The organism is Mechercharimyces mesophilus (assembly GCF_059818345.1).
Window position 1 is genome coordinate 237,229 of sequence record NZ_JCBAPH010000002.1, and the last position, 19,180, is coordinate 256,408.

Below are 19,180 nucleotides of genomic sequence, written 5' to 3' on the forward strand. Positions count from 1 at the left end.
TCTATCCATTAATTCGCATTCGCTCCGGCAACAATTTCAGCCAACTCTTGCGTAATCGCCGCTTGGCGTGCACGGTTGTAATGCAAGTTGAGCGTTTTGATCATCTCGCTTGCATTGTCGGTTGCACTTCCCATAGCGGACATGCGTGCACCGTGTTCGCCTGCCTTCGATTCCAAGGCCGCGCTGTAAATCAAGGTTTCTGCATAACGAGGGAGTAGATTCTCCAACACCTCTTCTGCAGAGGGTTCATACTCATATGCAGGAGCCGCAGAAGCCTCTGTCTGCTCCTCACCTTGCGCTACGTTTTCGAGTGGCAACAACTGCTTCTCTACCGGGGTCTGCGTCACAGGATTAATAAATTCGTTGTATAAGAGATAAAGCTCATCATAACGCTCTTCAGCATAGTAGCGAACGGCACTTTTTGCCACTGATTTGATGTCAGCAAACTGCAGGTCATCTGGAAGACCGGTTACGGCTTCCAAAACGGGATAACCCCGTTTCTTTAGAAAGTCATGACCTTTCCGACCGATGACGAGCATAGCATAATCATCGGTACTTTGATGGCGTTCTTGTACCGTTGATACCAATTTGCGTAGAAGGTTTCCGTTAAAACCTCCTGCCAGCCCGCGATCCGAAGTAATGATGAGGTAAGCTGTCTTTTTAACAGGACGGGAGACCAACATGGGATGCTTTACTCCCTGTGTACCCGTTGCAATACTGGCAACAACCTCACGCAATTTATCTGCGTAAGGACGAGACGCCTCTGCCCGCTCTTGCGCACGACGCAACTTAGCAGCGGATACCATCTCCATCGCTTTGGTGATCTGCTTGGTATTTTCCACAGAGCCAATGCGTCTCTTAATATCTCGCATATTCGGCATACCACTTCACCGCCTTCTCACCACCGCGATTCCTCAGCAAGGTTGCTTTTAGCTGAGGAATCGAGTATCAGTGGGTATTCAAAACCATCTATTTAAACGCTAGCTTATTCCGAAACAGCAAAGCCTTTTTTAAAGGTATTAATCGCCTTTTTAAGCTGCTCTTCCTTCTCTTCTTCCAGCACTTTCTTCTCTGAGATCGATTTCAAGATATCCTTGTGCTCGCTATCCAGGTAAGATAGGAATTCTTGTTCAAAACGACGAATATCTTCAACTGGAATTTCATCGAGATGGCCCTTGGTCACGATGTAGATGGAAACGATTTGTTTCTCAACAGGAAGTGGTGCATTTTCACCTTGCTTCAGAATCTCTACCGTCCGTTCCCCACGTGCAAGTTTCGCTTGGGTTGCTTTATCCAAGTCGGAACCGAACTGGGCAAAGGCTTGTAGCTCTTCATACTGTGCCAAGTCCAACTTAAGCGTACCGGATACCTTCTTGATGGCTTTGATTTGCGCATCGCCACCTACCCGGGATACAGAGGAACCCACATCGACGGCAGGACGCACACCGGAGTTAAAGAGATCGGTGTCGAGGAAGATCTGACCATCGGTAATGGAGATCACGTTCGTTGGGATGTAAGCAGAAATGTCACCCGCTTGTGTCTCGATAAATGGAAGCGCCGTCAAGGAACCGCCTCCACGTGCATCACTCAATTTAGCGGCCCGCTCTAGCAGACGAGAATGCAAGTAGAAGACATCTCCTGGGAACGCCTCACGACCTGGTGGACGACGAAGCAACAAGGAAAGCTCACGGTAAGCAGCCGCTTGTTTACTCAAGTCATCGTACACACAGAGGACATGCTTGCCATCATACATAAAGTGTTCACCCATGGCACAGCCCGAATACGGAGCCAAGAACAAGAGTGGTGAAGGATCGGATGCACTCGCACTAACGACGATCGTATAATCCAGTGCGCCTGCTTTCTTCAGCTTTTCTACCACGTTTACGACGGTAGATTGCTTCTGACCAATCGCAACATACACGCAGATTACATCTTGGTCTTTTTGATTAATGATTGTATCAATGGCGATGGTGGTTTTACCCGTTTGACGGTCACCAATCACCAATTCCCGCTGTCCACGACCAATTGGAATCATGGCATCGATCGCTTTGATCCCGGTCTGCATGGGTTCGTGTACCGATTTCCGATCGAAAACACCAGGTGCTGGTGACTCAACCGGACGATAGGCGGATGCTTCGATCGGACCTTTGCCGTCTAGCGGCTGTCCGAGCGGGTTAACCACCCGTCCAAGGAGAGCTTCACCGACAGGGACTTCCATGATGCGACCGGTTCGCTTCACTTGGTCTCCTTCCCGAATGTCGGTGTAGGGTCCAAGAATAACAACCCCTACTTGGTTTTCTTCCAGGTTGAGGGCCATGCCCATCACACCATTGGCAAACTCTAAGAGTTCACCCGCCATTACTTTTTCCAACCCATGAACGCGCGCAATTCCGTCACCTACTTGAATGACAGTTCCTACGTCGACCATCTCGATTTTGGAATCGTACTGCTCGATCTGCTGTTTAATCAGCGCACTAATTTCTTCTGGCTTAATGCTCATTCGGTATTCACCCCTATCCTTCCCAGTCTAGCTAACATGTGATTGTTGCAAACGCTGCTCAAAACGAGTCAGCTTGGATTTTAAGCTACCGTCATAGAGACGGTCACCAATCCGGACAATGACACCGCCGAGGATCGCAGGATCAACGACATTGGTAATGCTGAGCTTCTTACCGATCTTCTGCGTGAACGCTTTCGATAGCTCTGCTTCCTCTTGTTCACTCAGTTTAACCGCTGTCGTAACAACCGCCTCTGCTAATCCACGCGCTTCAAAGGCAAACGCTTGATAGCTCTTCGCAATCTCAGGGATAATCGCTTCACGTCCACGATCCACTAAGAGGTGCAAAAGATTGCGGGTCAACTCCGACATCGATTCACCCATCTTACTCAAAAGCTCTTTCTTCTCTTTGTCCGCTACCGTTGGGTGAGCCAACCATTTGTTGAGCTCAGGTGTATGCGCAAGGGATTGAGCCAATAAAACAAGGTCCTTTTCAACCTGTTCCAACTGGCCTTTTTCCTGAGCGGCCTCGAATAGCGCTTTCGCATACCGCTTGGCTACCACTGCTGTACTCATTGCAGTTCCCCTGCCTCTTGAATGTAACGGTCCACCAATTTGGACTGCTCACTTGCATCCAATTCTTTTTCCATCAACTTCGAGGCAAGCATGACGGAAAGTTGCCCCACTTCATCCCGCAATTGGGCAACCGCTTTCTCTTTTTCGCTCACAATTTCAGCTTTGGCGTCTTTCAGCAATTGCTGCGCACGCTCGTTTGCATCTGCCATAATCTTGGCAGCCTCTTGTTCTTTCTGCTTCTTAGCACGTTCCAAGATTTCTTGTGCTTCCGTGCGCGCTTCCTTCAACGCAGCTTGTTGCTCAGCTACAAGCTGTTCTGCTTGTTTCTGGCTATTTTCCGCTGAACTAATTTGCTCATCAATGTGGCTTTGACGCTTTCGCATCATTTCTACCATCGGCTTTAGAGCAAACTTGGAAACTAATAGCATGAGGACGATCACGATCAAGAGTTGCATCAACATGGTTCCCAGATGTAATGACAAGCTCGGTCACTCCTTTCAATCACAAATGGCCTTTTGTACATAGAAACAAAGTGGGGGCAGACCTACGTCCCCCACCCTAAACTAACATGGCTTACAGTACGCCCAGAATGACCAAGATACCGAAAGCGATCGAGATAATCGGTAGTGCCTCAACAAGACCCAAAGCAATCATCGACTGTCCGAACAAGGTTCCACGCGCTTCTGGTTGACGAGCGATTCCTTCGATGTAACGGCTAAACAAAATTGCGTTTCCAAGACCTGCTGCAACCGCTGCGAAAGCGATCATAATTCCACCTGCTAATACACTCATTTTTAAATTCCTCCTTCAAATTTGTAGAGAAAGATTTTAGTGGTCATCTGCCACTTTTTGTGAAATGTAAACCATCGCAAGGACGGTAAAGATAAAGGCTTGGATCGTTCCCACAAAGATTGAGAACCCAATCCATACAAGCAAGGGTAGCCCTGCCATTAAGCCCCCTTTAAGCATAATGATAATCAGTACTTCACCTGCGAAGATGTTTGCCCACAACCGCATACCATGGGTCGTTGGCTTGGCCAACTCATCGATGATATGAAGGATAAACATCGGCCAAAAAGGTTCAAAGTAATGCTTGATATACTTTTTGGGGCTTCGAGTAAATCCAGCAATGTGTGCATAAATCGTAATCGCAAAGGCTAGAGCAAACGCCACACTCAGATCCGCTGTTGGAGACTTTAACAGAGAAACTTCATGATGAGCATCGTTTAGCACACTCTCTGTTAAGCCAAGCCATGGAATCGGATCATGAATCTCCGCGGAAACCATGAAGATAACGCCCAATTGGTTCGCAAAAAAGATGAACAAAAACAAGGTAAAGGCCATACCAAGGTATTGATCTGCCCTTTTATTGTCCAAGCCCATCCGTGTAATTCCCTGGATGAACTCAATCACCATCTCAATAAAGTTTTGCAAACCAGTCGGCTTCATGCTGAGCCGCCGTGAGGCAAGGATCGTAAGAAGTAAGACGATTGCAGCTACCAAGATCGAACCAAAAACCACTGTCAGGTCAATGGCCCAAATCCCCGATCCCAACTTCGGTGTCGCTTCCATTAGCATCCTCCTCCTTTCTGTCCATCCTGTCATGGCGTACATATAAGTAGCCTACGACAGCTAGGAGTATATAACTTATTGGCCAACCCAGTACCAACGAACGGTAATCAAACCACTCTGGATACTGAATAGCCATAATTACAGAGAATCCAATCATCAGGATGCGATTGACCAATCCAATCCCTACCGGACTTTGTCCGGCTACTACACGCTCTCCGATCATTCGTACGCGTCGCGCTAAGTAAAGGACATTGTACAAGCTGACCAATCCGCCGAGAATGATCCCTGCGAAAAAGGGTTTGTAAGGAGTAAGGACCCATAACAGTAGTAGGATGCCTAAAATGATGCCTGAATATAGCAAGATGTGGCGACGAATCCAATCCAACTCGTTTGTCATCGATGTCATTCCTTTATAAAAGCTTTTAGTGTCCATGCGGCACCGAGAATCCCGGTGATAAGACCACCCAAGATGCCGATGACCAACCACATTGGTTCTGTGGAGAAGGTTTGATCCAACCATTTCCCCAGCCAGATCCCTACTAGAATCATGATGACGATTTCCGAGCCGAGGGTTCCGATCAAACCCATCATACGAAACGGGCTGTCAGTGTTCTTATTCACATCCCCACCCCTTTACGGCACCTTAAACCTACTCTCTTCTACCCTATTCATCCTGTATTATCGTACCCAAGCGAGGGCACCTATGTCAACGCTTTCTTCCGTTATTTCAGCAATTGACTTCTGAACAAACCGACACATTATTGGAAGTATGAACCATGTATTTTTCATCAGTAGATTTTCATTTCAGGTTTCCCCGTCTACATGGACTTTCAATCCACCAAACTTGTCCCTAGCATACGAAGGGAATACGTTCTTCAGTTCTTCAGCAAGAATGTAACATCTACTCTTCCTGACAGAACAGATTAATGAATCTCCCCATTCACGAATAGCATCCCCAATCTGCTTTCCAATATTGAGAACCCAACAATGTAACCGTTTTTCTACTGCGCACTGATTCCAGAGTTACTTCATTTCCTTATGCATACCAAGTGAATGTGGAGCGGTATAAGCAAAGCCAAATTCTTTATAAAGCTGATCAGCCGGTACATCCGCAATTAAGGAGACGTATGCTCCTTTAGGTGCATTTTCATTGAGATAGCGATTGAGCTCCTCCATGATGCCACGACCAATTCCCTTCCGATGCCACTTCGGATCTACAACCATATCCACGATTTCGAAATTACATCCACCATCGCCAACGATTCTGCCCATACCGACCAGATTTCCCTCTGCAAACGCTGTCACGGCGAAAAGGCTATTAGGAAGACCTTTCTCTGCAGCTTCGCGCGTTCGCTCACCCATTTGATTAACTTTTCTTAGTCGTAAATAATCTACTACTTCTGGTACGTGATAGCGAATTTCTATATCCATTAATTATCCCCTGCCTCTCCTCATTTCAAGTAAGTAGCCATCCACTTTCTGCGGTATCCACCTTCAACCTCATTATAATAAAATAAACTCCCTTTCACTCTAATGAGTGGAAAGAGAGCTAGAGACTCAACCTGTTAAATGAACAACGAAAAAATGTCGTGTAATCAAGATTTAACGCCAATTCACATCCTGAAGTATAGCTAATCAGCAAGCTTGTTTTTAACCCTTTAATCTAAATATCGGCTAAATAGATAGGAATGTTTCGCTCTATACTCCTATACTAACTCCAGAACGTAGTCCTTCACGAACTTCCATTAGAATAATCCCAAGCATATTCTTACCCGTGCCATTTGTTCCTTTTCCCCAATAATAATCATTCGTTGTATTTTCAATAATCTCTTTTGTTCCTGTCGCTAAAAGAGTTTCTTTTAATTCCGGGTGTGTTCGGAATTTTTCTAGGACCGCTTTTCTCATGATGTCATCTTTGACTTCTTCCCAATCAGAGCGCAGAGGTTTCTTGCGATCCCTTCCCTTACTAGCAGCCTTCATTGGGTTGGGAGCCAGGCGAATCTCCTCTTCATACTTCGTACCAGCAAACTTTTGTGCTTGAAAATAGTGTTCCACCGTTGGCCATTGTTTATCGTCTATCTCTATCGGACTGGAATAAAAATTAGAAAAACAACCATAATCCTCATTTACTTTATAAAATAGAATGGGCATGAACGACCTCCTACAAATAGAATATTAGCGTGATAATGACCTTACTTATCGATTTTCATCAAGCTCCATTGCTCTTATGTGTTGGAGTTCTCAACGAAATAAGTAAGAGTCATTTCCCAAAATGCATTTTCGGAAAGGTTCATCGTGATGTTTTCTTCGCATTTGCAACACCATTTTCGATACTAGTATATCGTTTTTATCCTACGTGGTGTTACCGCACTATACCATGTCATCCATTTACCCTCTTTTATTCTGTATCCACATGGAAGGGATCTACACCCATGCTATGCAAGACGGTAATCGCCTCTTCCACCGGAACCTGCGGTCGTTTAAATTCCTGTCGAAAAGCCTCCTTCATCTCAGCCACATCCCTTAAGGTACGTTTTTCCACTCGTCCGTTTGCGGTGCGGATGGTTAATGTTGCGTTCACGAGTGAGAGGCCCCGTCCACGATCCAACTGCCATAATTGGTAGCGCAATATTTTCATAAAGGGTCCGTCTAACCGAAAGGACCGTCTCACTGCTGTTTTCACATCACGCCGAGCGACCTCCCGATGGATATCAAATGTCCAATCTGATTTTGCTACTTTTCCATCTACCTTGCGAACATAGCGATAAACCCCATTCCTTTCCTCACTTTGGATAAAGCATTCATCGCCACCAAACGCGCTTTTGTTCGTTTTCTCTGATGCAAAAAATACAGGAGCAAAGAATGGAGCCGCCGAGCCACAGTCTACATATGCCCATTCATGTGGTCGCTCAGGTAACTTTACCAAGATCGCCACATGACTATCCCCTAACATCGTTAATTTGCAATGAAAACCCAATTGTCTTAGTAATTGATAGAGGTGATCGTTCAGCGCAAAACAGGTGCCTCCCAATTGGTGCTGAATCATCTGCTGGATATACTCCTCCGGGTTTGCGAGTTCATGCTCCCCTCTTTTGTAAAGAAGCAGTTTACTGATGTTCTCAAATGGGATTTTGCTAAGTTGCGAGGTAAGTATGTGCGTTAAGTATTCGCTAGATGGCTCTTCCACAGGTATATTCAGGAACTGTAAGTAACGATTGATCCAGTCAGGGGACGTTTTCATTCTGCCATCTTCTCCTCTCTCTGATCGTGCCTTCATCATTCATATTCGGATTCGCGTGGGATTCAGTTCAACCTTCCAGTCTACATATGCTTCTATCGTTATTTTAAAGAGAAGGTGCCCCTCTTTCTTCCTCAAAAAGATGAATTTGTGGCTACATCTTTGGTCTTAGATCGTGTGACTGAACACCAACCATGCGATGTTCCATTTCCTGAAGAACGATCTCATCGAAGATCTCCTGAAAGCTCAAGTTCCTTTAAAGCGAGCCTGTCCATTCCACCTGATGGTGGCGTGATCGGGAACGGGATCCGTTAATCTATATTCATCCACTAAACAGAATCAGAAATTAGTAAAAAACAGGCTGTCGAGAAAGTCTCAACAGCCTGCAAAAGCCTTCTCCAAATATGAAGAAAGATTTTTTTCAAAAAATATATTCAGATAGAAACTTTCTCTGCTTCCGTCTTATTAGGAAACATTGTTCATTTCCTGGGTCAATCTTTTGGACTGATGTCTCCATCTCGCAAGCATAAAGGTTATTTAACCTGCATTAACAATATTAGCATCGAAGAATTGAGAGTTATTAATATTAGAAAAAGCGGTTACTCGGAACAATGTAGCTTGATTTAAAAAAGCGGTTCGAATAAGCGGGCTATATACTTGGAATAAGACCCGTGAGATATTTTGAAGGGTAGGCGCATAATTCACACGAAAAATAGGTTGTCCAGTATCGGGTACAGTCACTCCTCTTTGCGCCAGTACAACTCCCTGCCAGGGCCTGGACAGCGTATTATATAGAGCCCAAAATCTTCGATTTTGTGATAAACCTACTGATTCTTGAGCTAATATTTCAGAGAGTAGAGCTTCAAAAGATATTTGCACAAGAGGTTCAAAATCACCGTTTCCTGGAAAATAGCGTGAGGTTCCATTAAAAATAACCTTTGTTCCATACGTGTTTGGTACTTTAATCACTACCTTTCTAAAATAGAATCGAAATCTTATATTAATATATTCAATATATTCTTCTTTGCTTATACGAACACACAAATGGAAGAGTTTGAAGTCACTGAGTATAAAAACAAGCTGCCGAGAATTTCTCGACAGCCTGAGCCCTTGTTCTCCTATTTTAGGAGAACAAGGGCTTCTCATTACTCGCATCTCTGCGTTTATCTTGTTCCAAATAACCGATCGCCGGCATCACCCAAACCTGGTGTGATATAGCCATGTTCGTTTAACTTCTCATCAATCGCGGCCACAAAGATATCCACATCGGGATGATCTTGCTGGACACGCTCTACGCCTTCTGGGGCTGCGACGAGACACATTAATTTGAGGTTGCGTGCTCCCATTTCTTTGAGTCGAACCAATGCTTCGGCGGCCGATCCTCCCGTAGCGAGCATCGGATCGATAACAATCAACTCACGCTCTTCAATGTCGGAAGGCATTTTCGCATAATACTGTACGGGTTCCAATGTTTCTGGATCACGATAAAGTCCAATATGTCCCACTTTCGCTGCAGGAATAAGGCGTAAAATACCATCCACCATACCAAGACCGGCGCGTAGGATCGGCACGAGCCCTAATTTCTTACCCGCTAAGATTCGACTTTGCATCGTTGCTACGGGTGTTTCAATGGTTACTTCTTCTAACGGCATCTCACGTGTAATTTCGTAAGCCATAAGTGCGGATACTTCCTCTACCAACTCACGAAAAGCTTTGGTTCCAGTCTTTTTACGCCTGATATACGTCAGTTTGTGCTGAATCAATGGATGGTCAAAAACATAGACTCCCATCGCCACACACCCCTTTCTCATTCCGCCGACTATTGTACTGTTTCCTTCTCCATCTGTCCATCATCTTCCTTTGAGGACGGCAATCGGTTTGCATGTGGCAACGACCGAGGCCAAGTTGGCTCCTACTACGGAGTCAATCACCTGATCCACATCTTTGTAAGCCTGTGGACACTCATCCAATATACTTTCCAAGGTACGATGATTTACTACAATTTCCTCATCCGTTCCCACTTGCATAGCGTGCGAGAAAGCATCTACCGAAACTTGCTCCTTGGTTGCGCGGCGCGAACGTACCCGGCCTGCACCATGGCAGATAGAGTAATAGTTTTTCTCCCCTTCCTTCTCCCCTACCATAATGTACGAAGCCGTGCCCATGGAACCTGGAATGAGAGCAGGATGACCCGTCTTCTTGTACGCAGCTGGATTCAGGAAATGTCCTTTGGGAAGTGCACGCGTCGTCCCCTTACGATGTACCATCATCGCTTGGTTATGATGGGGCTCTTTCAAAGCATAGTTGTGCATCAAGTCGTAAAGAACCGGCATGCGAAAGTCGGAGCCAAACACTTCTTTCAATCCTTGCTCTACGCCATAGGCAATCATGTGGCGGTTGGTGACAGCAAAATTTAACGCAGAGTACATGAGGTTGATATATCTTTGACCCTCATCGGATTGGATCGGGGCAAAAACGAGGTTGGGGTCAGGCGCTCCAACACCCCACTTAAACATCGCTTCCTTAAATTCCTTGGTGTATTTCGGGCCCATCATCCCTCCCCATGCACGTGAACCGGAATGGATCATAACGATAATCTGTCCATCGAACAGCCCCCATGCCTTCGCCACCTCACGCTTATCTTCGGCAATTTCCACCCGTTGCAATTCAATAAAGTGATTGCCTCCGCCTAAGGTGCCCAACTGTCCCCAGGCACGCTTCCACATCTTCTCCGGAATATGTTCCAGTGCATCATGATCAAACGAAAAGGTGGCGTTCTCTACGTGGGTGAGCGAGCGTGTCTGCTTGGCTTCATACGAATCAGGGACATAGTGACGAGGGAGCCCGCGAATACCTTCCTTCACCACATCCTCTAACCAGATATCACTGTAGCTAGTGTGAGACTTCTCATTGACGGGGACAACGGCCTCGATCGCATCGATGATGGCACGTCGTATCCGTTGGTCACGTACATCATCGTGATGGAGGGAAGTCATATGAACACGCATCCCACAGCCAATGTCAGAGCCAACGATCGAGGGGGAAACAAAGCCATCCTTCTGCTTCCACACAGCTGTCGTTCCAATACACGTACCAATACCAATATGGGCATCGGGGGTATAGCTCATATGTACATTGCGCGGGATGGTCAAGTTATGATCTGCCATCGTATACACCTTGTCACCCAAGCTCTCATAAACTTCATCGTTCGCGAAAACATGTAACTTTCCTTTGGATAAGGTTACTTCGCGATGGTTATTTCCGAGGTGTTTGATCATCTCCTCTTTCTCCTCTCTTTTTCCCTATTTTACACAGTATAATGGACTCCACTAGAGAGGAACAGCATAATATTTAAAAGTTAGCGATTCATAAATTTTCTGTAAAATAAGAAGATAACTTCAAGCTTCATAGAAGTTATTACTACAAAACATTCTTTATGGGAGTTATTTCAATGAAAAAGAGCGCCTCGCATGTTCTGTTTGTTGCCTTTCTGATTTTCACTTTGCCCTTCTCTTCCCTTGAGAACAATCTGCATGTTGTTAAGGCCGACAGTATCCCAGCGAAGAGTTTGACTTTCTATACATATGACGACCCTGCCAATTATTTAGTTGAAGGTAAGCTAAAGAGTACACATCAGGATCATGAATTAGAAAGCATTAATGAAGCGATCTCCTCTAAACTCCTCACGGTTGGAGTGAAGAATTTACAGAAGGAAGGTGTCGATTCTTCTATAGGAGGAATAACCGACATGGCTTTCGATGCAGACATGGTACATTCAAACCCAAAAGCGAGTGAATTTTTGCTGAGAGCATTAGCAGAAGGGGTAAGAATCTTTTTGTATGGCGAAAGGAATGCACAAGAGTATAAGAAGTTAACTGAAAAACAAGTTCAGCTCTACTCCCGTCAAACAACAGAAATGCATCCCACACTTCCTTCTATCAATGAGACGGACTTAAATAATACACAGGAAGGCGATATCATTGGAGTTTCTTTGACTCCAAAGGGAACAGAGTATGAAGTCATCGTGATCGATATTACGAATACGGGTCACACCCAAACAACAGGACAACAAATTCTCCAGACCCTTTCGCACGAACTAGTAGAAGAAGTGAAGCACGGTAAGAAGATAGGAGGAAATTATCTCAACGAAACACTACTTCAAATTAGTCATTCTGTTACGTATTATGCCTACGGATATGGTTCTTGCAACAGTTCCCCTAGAAAGTTACGCGGACGAATAGCAAAAAAGTGGTTATTGTATCAAGCAACGAATGAGACGGATAGCCAATTTGACTATTTCATGGTTCAAGATCAAACTCGGTTAGATGGTTATAATGGTGGTTGGCCAATTTCTCTAAATGTGGATCATCATCTACCCTACTCCATGGATCTGATGCTTGACTGGAGTCCTTCCAATGGAGAGGGAACACAGTTCTCGGTAGACATCGCACCTCCATCCCCATTCTCACTCGACTTCACGATGCCAGCGTCTCCTACCGTGAACAGTAAGGGCAGTTTATCAGATGGTTACGGTCATTGGAGAGTAACGGATGATAACATGGATGGAAATACATTCGAATCAGCTTCCACATGGGCATCAACTGGAACCTTTGCCTCTATCGATATCGAGAGTGCAGCAACGTTTAAGTTCCACGATGGTTATCTTGGTGGTCAAGATCCTTATTGTTATGTAAATCCTGACATGCACCTTGATGTAAATTATGACTACTAACTCTAATCAAGCACACGAGGAGCACTTTCATGATGCCTACCGATCTAGATAGAATTTTAATCCATGCTAATGCTAGGCTTACTCGAAGAACCAGCTTGATTTGACTCCATTCGACTGAAAAAGCCCACTTATAGAAGTGGGCTTTTAAGCCTTTTCAGAGAGAGTGAATTGCCTTTAGCGCTTGTAAGTACCTTTCGTTCACCTTGTCCCAATTGACGATTTTCCACCAGTTGGTCACAGATTCGGGACGGCGGTTTTGATATTTAAGATAGTATGCATGCTCCCACACATCAATCACCAGCAGTGGAATTCTCCCTTCTGCTAAAGGTGTGTCCTGATTGGCTGTGCTTATGATGGACAGCTTGTCCTTCTCCATAACGAGCCACCCATATCCACTCCCAAAATGGGTAATGGCCGTGGAAAGCTCATGTTGCAAATTATTAAAGGTGTTGAAAGAGAAATCAATCGCTTTGGCGATATCCCCCGCCTGCTCCCCACCCCCTTTTGCACTCATACACTCCCAAAACAAGCGATGACAAGAGTGTCCTCCTCCATTATTACGCACTGCTGTTTGTATTTCCGCTGGGAGTTTATCCATTGTAATCAGTAAATCGGTCAACGACTTCTCTTGTAGTTCTTCATATCCTGGACTGCTTCATTTTTGTTTTTTAACTCAATCTTCTTGTATACATTGCTGACATTTATCTGACTCACTCCATCTGTATAGTGAGGTCAAGATGAATTCATCATCACACAAGGAGGGACACCCATTGACACAATTTCTCAAACAGAAGGCGCATATACCCGCAATATTTGCCATCATGCTTTTCTCATTTCTTCTCAACTTCTGGAACATCTCACAAGAAGGTTGGGCAAACACGTACTACTCCGCTGCGATCCGTAGCATGCTGGAGAGTTGGCATAACTTTTTCTTTTTATCTTTTGATCCCGCTGGAGTCGTTACAGTAGACAAACCGCCTTTTGGATTTTGGATCCAAGCGATTTTCGCCAAGATCCTCGGTTACGAAGGATGGGTGCTACTCTTGCCACAGGCTTTAGCAACAGCAGGCTCGGTCGGCTTACTCTATCTCATTGTAGTCAAGCGATTTGGAAAGGGAGCTGCGCTTATCGCCTCGCTGATGATGGCGGTCACACCGATTGTTGTTGCGACAGCTCGTAACAACACGATCGATAGCTTGCTCGTTTTCATCTTATTACTAGCAACATGGGCGCTTTTCCGTGCGGTTGATTTTAATCAATCCAAGTGGCTGTTTCTGGCTGCCATTCTCATTGGTATTGGCTTTAACATCAAAATGTTGCAAGCCTATATGGTCTTACCTGCATTTATTCTCGTTTATGTGTTAGCCGCCAAACAGTCTTGGAAGAAAAAATTGATCAACATTGCTATCGCTGGTGTTCTCGTGCTCTCCGTCTCTTTCTCTTGGGCATGGGCGGTCGACTCTGTCTCACCGTCGGAACGTCCCTATATTGGTAGTTCAGAAGACAATACTGTGATGGAGTTGATCTTCGGACACAATGGTGCCTCCCGTTGGGTAGGGGGTGGGGGCGCTGGAGGGAACACCCCTGGTGACGGGTTGAATGACGCTGGCCAATCCCCTACTGATGGACAACAACCAGGAGATACAGGAGAGAAGCAGGCGCCTGACGATCAGGGATCCCTACCAAATGGGCAAGATCAATCAGAGCAAATGCCCAACCGACAAGGACCTCCTTCCGGACAAAATGGAGGACAAACAACAGATGGGCAAGGTGGCACATCAGGAAACCAACCTCCAAATAGGCAGGGACCCAATAATGGACAACCAACGGGTGATGGAGAACCCAACGGTCAAAATAGCTCGATGCCTAATGGACAAAGTGGTCAAGGTGGACCCCAAGGTGGAGGTGGGGGCGGAATGGGTAATGAAACCGGTGATACGGGGCTGTTCCGACTTTTCAACTCCCAATTGGTCGGGCAAGCCAGCTGGCTCATTCCCTTCCTCTTGATCGGGATATTCGCCTTAGCGCAGAACTTCCGTCTGAAGAAGATCTTCCATCTATCCAAGCAACACCAGATGAGTCTCTTCTGGCTAACCTGGCTTGTACCCATCATGATTTTCTTTAGCTTCGCTTCTTTCTTCCATCGCTATTACTTGGTCATGTTAGCACCAGCGATTGCAGCTTTGGCTGGGACTTCGCTAATAAAGATGTGGAAGCAATTTAAAGAAGGAACAACATGGAGAAAGTGGCTCCTACCACTCGCACTGGTCACCACCTCTCTCTTCCACATCATTGTCGTAGCCAATTATGAAGGATTACGAAGCTGGCTCATTCCGATCATCGTGGTCGCTACAGGCTTGAGTTTACTCCTTCTCTTCATGAATAAGGAAAAACGCAAGTGGAAGAAGCAAGTCGTCCTGCTTATCACAACGCTCACCATACTCGTCGCACCGTTTTACTGGTCTCTCACTCCTATCCTCTACGGTGGAGGAAACCTTCCCTATGCTGGTCCTGAACTAGCATCGGATCAAAGCGGAGGGCAAGGATCATCAAGTAACAGCGATGACGCTATCCTGGACTTTCTTATTTCGGAGTATGACGAAGGGGAAATTTTCGTTCTCGGCGCCAGTTCGCATGATGTCTCTAGCTATATCATCGAAACCGGACTTCCCGCAGTCGCTTACGGTGGATTTAATGGTGGTGACGCTGCGTTAACAGTCGAAGAGATTGAAGAACTCGTCCGTGAAGGAAAACTAGAATACGCCTTATTAAGTGAAAGCGGTGGACAACGTGGTCCTGGTGGAGGAAACTCCGAGGTTTCTGAGTGGTTAGAAGAACACAGTGAACCCGTTGTTCTGGAGGATACAAGCAACACGAATACCAACAACGAGCAAGCAGATGCTCTAGATGAAGATGATAACCGTCAAAACAGGCAAGATGGTTCTGGTGGTAATCGCGGAAGTTCTCTCTATCGTATTGTACTTGATAGCGAATAAAACGTAGGCAAAAAAGCTCGCAGAATAAGTAAGCTCTCGTTAATAGAAATGCTGTTATCAAGCGATTAGGGACAGCTGTAACATGTCGACAAAATCGTTTATGAGGCTTTTCCTTTCCATGATGGAGAGGAAAAGCACCTCATTCTTTTACAAGATCCCATGATATGAAAGGAGCATGAACCGTGGAAAGAAATACAGAACGTTCTGTCACCTATTCTGTTATTGTACCCATGTACAACGAAGAAGCTGTCATTCAAGTCTGTTACGAACGCCTCTCCGCTGTCATGAGAAGGACAGACGCTTCCTATGAACTGATTTTCATTAATGATGGGAGCCAAGATCAAACGCTGAACATCTTGCAAGAGATAGCTCAAGTGGATCGCCATGTGAAATGCATTAATTTTGCTCGCAACTTTGGACACCAGATCGCCATTACAGCAGGCATGGATCATGCACGTGGCGAGGCGATCGTCGTCATCGATGCCGATCTACAAGACCCTCCAGAGCTCATTCTGGAGATGATCGACAAGTGGAAAGAAGGGTACGAGGTCGTCTATGCCAAGCGGAGAGAACGCCAAGGGGAAACCTTCTTCAAAAAGGCAACCGCTTCCCTCTTCTACCGGACACTGCGCAACTTAACCGACATTGAAATCCCCTTGGACACCGGCGATTTCCGTCTGATTGATCGCAAAGTGCGCAATACCTTAGCAGAAGTCAAAGAAAAAAATCGCTTTGTTCGTGGCCTTGTTAGCTGGGTCGGCTTTAAGCAAACAGCGGTAGAGTACCAGCGGGAAGCACGTTATGCAGGAGAAACAAAGTATCCTTTGAAAAAGATGCTTCGGCTTTCGGTGGATGCCATCACTTCCTTCTCCTATAAACCGCTTATCCTTGCAATGTATATGGGCTTTCTCTTGTCGGGTGTTGGCTTTCTCTATCTCTTTTATATCCTGTACGTCCGTCTCTTTACCGACAATGCCATAGCAGGTTGGGCTTCCATCATGTCGATCAATGTCATCTTCTTCGGGGTCATACTCATCATCCTCGGTATTATGGGGCAATACATTGGCCGCATCTTTGATGAAGTGCGTGACCGACCACTCTATATTGTCGAAAACCAAGAGCAGTTGGGGGAGAATGGCAATGAACAAAGAAGCACCCGTCTCCATTCTGAGAAAATCGGCTCCTGAGTTTATTCGGTTCTCCCTCGTCGGTGTGAGCAATACCGTTGTTGATCTGTTCATATTCTTTACGCTCATGCAATGGATGACGAGCAGTACGGTATTCGCACAATGCATCGCCTATGCAGTCGGTGTGATGAATAGCTACTTCTTCAATAAACATTTTACTTTTCGCTCACGCTATCAGACTTACAAGCAATTAGGGACATTCATCCTTGTTAATATACTCTCTCTTACCGTGACTACCTTCGTCTTGCAAGCGTTATTATTGGCCGATGCAAACCTCGTCGTCGCCAAAGGACTTGCCACCTGTACTGGACTCATCTTCAATTTTATCGGGAGCAAGTGGTTAGTGTTCAGAAAATCATCTTCCAATCTTGAAAGGGGAACGAAATCATGAATGTAAAAACAGCGATTATCCCAGCCGCCGGTCTTGGAACACGTTTTTTACCTGCTACCAAAGCCATGCCAAAAGAGATGCTACCCATTGTGGATAAGCCAACGATTCAATATATCGTCGAAGAGGCCGTTCAATCTGGGATTGAAAACATCATCATCGTAACAGGGAAGGGAAAACGAGCCATTGAAGATCATTTTGACTCTGCCTTTGAACTGGAAACCCGTCTAAGAGCCAAATCCAAGCATGCTTTGCTGGAGAAAGTGCAACACACCTCCCAGCTGGCTAATATCTCTTATGTTCGCCAAAAAGAGCCCAAGGGGTTAGGCCACGCTATCTTGTGTGCACAGCACTTTATTGATGATGAACCGTTTGCTGTCCTGCTGGGTGACGACATTGTGCAAGCAGAAAAACCCTGTCTGCGTCAGATGATGGAAGTATTCGAACAGCATCCATCTTCTATCGTCGGTGTAAAGCGCGTACCCGCAGCCCAAACCCATCGCTATGGCATCATTGACCCGATACAAGAGGTGGGGCGCTTGATCGAGATACACGATTGCGTAGAAAAACCAAAAGAGAATCCCCCTTCTAACTTTGCCATCATGGGTCGCTATATCTTCACACCCGAACTTTTTCATTATCTTGCTAACACCCCTGAAGGAAGCGGGAACGAAATTCAACTGACCGATGCCATTCGTCTACTCAACAAGCAACATGCCGTCTATGCGTATGAATTTGAAGGGATTCGCTACGATGTGGGAGAGAAACTTGGTTTTCTCACAACCAATTTGGAGATGGCTTTGCAACAGCCCGAATTACGTGATCAACTGATGGAATATATGCAGAAACTACTGCAAGCCAACAGAAAACAGGTGATTTAGTAAAGTCTTCGAGAAGGTCACTCTCCCATGCTGTCTGTTTTCATCCATCTATTAAAAATGAAATGGAGGAATACTCATGTCCATCTTAATCTGTGGTGGCTTAGGCTACATCGGAAGCCATGCCGTCCACGCGTTTCTAGAAGCAGGAGAAGAGGTTGTCATCGTCGATAATTTCAGTCAAGGTCACGGAGCGTCCAATATCCTCGGAGCGAACGTATACAAGGGAGATATCCGTGACGAACTGTTATTAGATCGCGTGTTTTCAGAGAATAACATTGAAGCCGTCATTCATTTTGCCGCTTCCTCTCTTGTGGGTGAAAGTTTAGAAGAGCCTCTCCATTACTATGAGAATAACGTTGTTGGTACGCTCACACTCGTCAAAGCCATGCACAAACACAATGTAAAGAAAATCGTCTTCTCTTCGACGGCAGCGGTTTACGGGGAAGTGAATGAGATTCCAATCAAGGAAACAACGCAAGCCCAGCCCATCAACCCCTATGGCGAGACCAAATGGATGACCGAGCGCTTACTCAAATGGTGCGATGAAGCTTACGGCATCAAATCGATCGTCTTACGTTACTTTAATGTAGCCGGGGCTCATGAAAGTGGGCGCATCGGGGAGGATCACCACCCCGAATCCCATCTCATTCCCCTTATCTTGCAAGTCGCCAATGGACAACGCAGTGAGATTAAAATATACGGAGATGATCACCCTACCCCTGATGGTACCTGTATTCGCGACTATATCCATGTAAGTGATTTGGTGCGTGCCCACCACATGGCGCTAACCAAACTTCGAAGGACAGAGGAAAGCGCTACCTACAACTTAGGAAATGGCAGTGGATTCTCTGTCAAAGAAGTGATAGCTACCGCACGTAAAGTAACCGGACACCCTATTCCTGCACAAGTCACCACCAGACGCGTAGGCGATCCCGCCATATTGATCGCTTCCGCAGAGAGTGCTCAACGAGAACTGCAGTGGTTTCCCATTTACTCAGGGTTGTACAATATGATTAACAGTGCATGGCAGTGGCATAAGCACCATCCCCACGGCTATGCTGAGGGAAAGGAAGTGCAGAAAGCAGGCGTGGGAGGAGAGTAATTCTCTTCCCA

20 protein-coding genes and 1 pseudogene are annotated in these 19,180 nt (G+C 45.8%); 6 read left to right on the plus strand and 15 right to left on the minus strand.

All coding sequences use genetic code 11. From position 1 onward, the window contains the following. Window positions 1-8: 8 nt before the first annotated feature. From atpG to AC6RGY_RS08865, 14 genes are all read right to left on the minus strand, one after another. Window positions 9-881, minus strand: a complete 873-nt coding sequence (atpG, locus tag AC6RGY_RS08800) for an ATP synthase F1 subunit gamma (protein ID WP_499861942.1) — start codon at window positions 879-881, stop codon at window positions 9-11. Window positions 882-985: 104 nt separating this feature from the next. Then, on the minus strand, window positions 986-2,500 hold the full coding sequence (gene atpA, locus AC6RGY_RS08805) for a F0F1 ATP synthase subunit alpha (RefSeq protein WP_499861944.1): 1,515 nt from the start codon (window positions 2,498-2,500) through the stop codon (window positions 986-988). Between the two features lie 27 nt (window positions 2,501-2,527). Beyond that, window positions 2,528-3,073: a F0F1 ATP synthase subunit delta gene (locus tag AC6RGY_RS08810; RefSeq protein WP_499861946.1), complete on the minus strand. Its 546-nt coding sequence runs from the start codon at window positions 3,071-3,073 to the stop codon at window positions 2,528-2,530. Continuing rightward, window positions 3,070-3,555 (minus strand): F0F1 ATP synthase subunit B, encoded by a 486-nt coding sequence (atpF, locus tag AC6RGY_RS08815; RefSeq protein WP_499861948.1) that lies wholly within the window; start codon window positions 3,553-3,555, stop codon window positions 3,070-3,072. The genes AC6RGY_RS08810 and atpF overlap by 4 nt, the downstream gene beginning before the upstream one ends. A 91-nt stretch (window positions 3,556-3,646) precedes the next feature. Further along, the gene (gene atpE / locus AC6RGY_RS08820; protein WP_499861951.1) at window positions 3,647-3,865 is read right to left on the minus strand and encodes a F0F1 ATP synthase subunit C; all 219 of its coding nucleotides are present in this window, start codon (window positions 3,863-3,865) and stop codon (window positions 3,647-3,649) included. 36 nt (window positions 3,866-3,901) lie between these two features. Beyond that, window positions 3,902-4,645: a F0F1 ATP synthase subunit A gene (atpB, locus tag AC6RGY_RS08825; protein WP_499861953.1), complete on the minus strand. Its 744-nt coding sequence runs from the start codon at window positions 4,643-4,645 to the stop codon at window positions 3,902-3,904. Continuing rightward, on the minus strand, window positions 4,602-5,042 hold the full coding sequence (locus tag AC6RGY_RS08830; protein WP_499861955.1) for an ATP synthase subunit I: 441 nt from the start codon (window positions 5,040-5,042) through the stop codon (window positions 4,602-4,604). Before AC6RGY_RS08830 ends, atpB begins: the two co-directional genes overlap by 44 nt. A 5-nt stretch (window positions 5,043-5,047) precedes the next feature. Beyond that, window positions 5,048-5,266, minus strand: coding sequence for an AtpZ/AtpI family protein (locus AC6RGY_RS08835; protein WP_499861957.1), 219 nt, complete (start codon window positions 5,264-5,266; stop codon window positions 5,048-5,050). 402 nt (window positions 5,267-5,668) lie between these two features. Beyond that, window positions 5,669-6,076 carry a GNAT family N-acetyltransferase gene (locus AC6RGY_RS08840; RefSeq protein ID WP_499861959.1) on the minus strand — a complete coding sequence of 136 codons (408 nt, stop codon included), beginning with the start codon at window positions 6,074-6,076 and terminating at the stop codon, window positions 5,669-5,671. Between the two features lie 267 nt (window positions 6,077-6,343). Next, complete coding sequence (gene ybiA / locus AC6RGY_RS08845) at window positions 6,344-6,796, minus strand: riboflavin biosynthesis intermediates N-glycosidase (RefSeq protein WP_499861962.1); 453 nt, start codon at window positions 6,794-6,796, stop codon at window positions 6,344-6,346. A 247-nt stretch (window positions 6,797-7,043) separates the two neighbouring features. After that, window positions 7,044-7,886, minus strand: a complete 843-nt coding sequence (locus AC6RGY_RS08850) for an arylamine N-acetyltransferase (protein WP_499861965.1) — start codon at window positions 7,884-7,886, stop codon at window positions 7,044-7,046. 534 nt (window positions 7,887-8,420) lie between these two features. Beyond that, on the minus strand, window positions 8,421-9,038 hold the full coding sequence (locus AC6RGY_RS08855; protein ID WP_499861968.1) for a hypothetical protein: 618 nt from the start codon (window positions 9,036-9,038) through the stop codon (window positions 8,421-8,423). A gap of 8 nt (window positions 9,039-9,046) precedes the next feature. Next, a complete protein-coding gene (upp, locus tag AC6RGY_RS08860) occupies window positions 9,047-9,673 on the minus strand; it encodes a uracil phosphoribosyltransferase (protein WP_499861972.1) in 627 nt (208 codons plus the stop codon). Between the two features lie 60 nt (window positions 9,674-9,733). After that, entirely contained in the window at window positions 9,734-11,161 is a 1,428-nt protein-coding gene (locus AC6RGY_RS08865; protein WP_499861975.1) for an RtcB family protein, read from the minus strand. A gap of 173 nt (window positions 11,162-11,334) precedes the next feature. On the opposite strand from AC6RGY_RS08865, the gene AC6RGY_RS08870 reads away from it, so the two are divergent. Further along, complete coding sequence (locus AC6RGY_RS08870) at window positions 11,335-12,615, plus strand: hypothetical protein (RefSeq protein ID WP_499861977.1); 1,281 nt, start codon at window positions 11,335-11,337, stop codon at window positions 12,613-12,615. Window positions 12,616-12,769: 154 nt separating this feature from the next. Here AC6RGY_RS08870 and AC6RGY_RS08875 read toward each other — a convergent pair. Further along, window positions 12,770-13,258: pseudogene (locus AC6RGY_RS08875) on the minus strand (superoxide dismutase); the annotation flags it as partial. A gap of 127 nt (window positions 13,259-13,385) precedes the next feature. Between AC6RGY_RS08875 and AC6RGY_RS08880 the strand changes: the two are divergent. The 5 genes from AC6RGY_RS08880 (at window position 13,386) to galE (ending at window position 19,169) form a co-directional block, all read left to right on the plus strand. Next, window positions 13,386-15,611 carry a glycosyltransferase family 39 protein gene (locus tag AC6RGY_RS08880; protein WP_499861980.1) on the plus strand — a complete coding sequence of 742 codons (2,226 nt, stop codon included), beginning with the start codon at window positions 13,386-13,388 and terminating at the stop codon, window positions 15,609-15,611. A gap of 182 nt (window positions 15,612-15,793) precedes the next feature. After that, on the plus strand, window positions 15,794-16,798 hold the full coding sequence (locus AC6RGY_RS08885) for a glycosyltransferase family 2 protein (protein WP_499861982.1): 1,005 nt from the start codon (window positions 15,794-15,796) through the stop codon (window positions 16,796-16,798). After that, window positions 16,752-17,189, plus strand: a complete 438-nt coding sequence (locus AC6RGY_RS08890) for a GtrA family protein (protein WP_499861985.1) — start codon at window positions 16,752-16,754, stop codon at window positions 17,187-17,189. The genes AC6RGY_RS08885 and AC6RGY_RS08890 overlap by 47 nt, the downstream gene beginning before the upstream one ends. After that, window positions 17,186-18,067, plus strand: a complete 882-nt coding sequence (gene galU / locus AC6RGY_RS08895; RefSeq protein WP_499861987.1) for a UTP--glucose-1-phosphate uridylyltransferase GalU — start codon at window positions 17,186-17,188, stop codon at window positions 18,065-18,067. Before AC6RGY_RS08890 ends, galU begins: the two co-directional genes overlap by 4 nt. A gap of 76 nt (window positions 18,068-18,143) precedes the next feature. Next, complete coding sequence (galE, locus tag AC6RGY_RS08900) at window positions 18,144-19,169, plus strand: UDP-glucose 4-epimerase GalE (protein ID WP_499861990.1); 1,026 nt, start codon at window positions 18,144-18,146, stop codon at window positions 19,167-19,169. Window positions 19,170-19,180: the final 11 nt, after the last annotated feature.

What these genes read in the sequence shown, in the direction of transcription:
- AC6RGY_RS08890 (WP_499861985.1), top strand. Translation starts at nt 16,752, where the DNA reads ATGAACAAAGAAGCACCCGTCTCCATTCTGAGAAAATCGGCTCCTGAG.
- atpA (WP_499861944.1), bottom strand. Translation starts at nt 2,500, where the DNA reads ATGAGCATTAAGCCAGAAGAAATTAGTGCGCTGATTAAACAGCAGATC.
- AC6RGY_RS08810 (WP_499861946.1), bottom strand. Translation starts at nt 3,073, where the DNA reads ATGAGTACAGCAGTGGTAGCCAAGCGGTATGCGAAAGCGCTATTCGAG.
- atpE (WP_499861951.1), bottom strand. Translation starts at nt 3,865, where the DNA reads ATGAGTGTATTAGCAGGTGGAATTATGATCGCTTTCGCAGCGGTTGCA.
- AC6RGY_RS08870 (WP_499861977.1), top strand. Translation starts at nt 11,335, where the DNA reads ATGAAAAAGAGCGCCTCGCATGTTCTGTTTGTTGCCTTTCTGATTTTC.
- galE (WP_499861990.1), top strand. Translation starts at nt 18,144, where the DNA reads ATGTCCATCTTAATCTGTGGTGGCTTAGGCTACATCGGAAGCCATGCC.
- AC6RGY_RS08850 (WP_499861965.1), bottom strand. Translation starts at nt 7,886, where the DNA reads ATGAAAACGTCCCCTGACTGGATCAATCGTTACTTACAGTTCCTGAAT.
- atpB (WP_499861953.1), bottom strand. Translation starts at nt 4,645, where the DNA reads ATGGAAGCGACACCGAAGTTGGGATCGGGGATTTGGGCCATTGACCTG.
- AC6RGY_RS08840 (WP_499861959.1), bottom strand. Translation starts at nt 6,076, where the DNA reads ATGGATATAGAAATTCGCTATCACGTACCAGAAGTAGTAGATTATTTA.
- AC6RGY_RS08830 (WP_499861955.1), bottom strand. Translation starts at nt 5,042, where the DNA reads ATGACAAACGAGTTGGATTGGATTCGTCGCCACATCTTGCTATATTCA.
- AC6RGY_RS08855 (WP_499861968.1), bottom strand. Translation starts at nt 9,038, where the DNA reads ATGCGAGTAATGAGAAGCCCTTGTTCTCCTAAAATAGGAGAACAAGGG.
- AC6RGY_RS08865 (WP_499861975.1), bottom strand. Translation starts at nt 11,161, where the DNA reads ATGATCAAACACCTCGGAAATAACCATCGCGAAGTAACCTTATCCAAA.
- upp (WP_499861972.1), bottom strand. Translation starts at nt 9,673, where the DNA reads ATGGGAGTCTATGTTTTTGACCATCCATTGATTCAGCACAAACTGACG.
- ybiA (WP_499861962.1), bottom strand. Translation starts at nt 6,796, where the DNA reads ATGCCCATTCTATTTTATAAAGTAAATGAGGATTATGGTTGTTTTTCT.
- atpG (WP_499861942.1), bottom strand. Translation starts at nt 881, where the DNA reads ATGCCGAATATGCGAGATATTAAGAGACGCATTGGCTCTGTGGAAAAT.
- galU (WP_499861987.1), top strand. Translation starts at nt 17,186, where the DNA reads ATGAATGTAAAAACAGCGATTATCCCAGCCGCCGGTCTTGGAACACGT.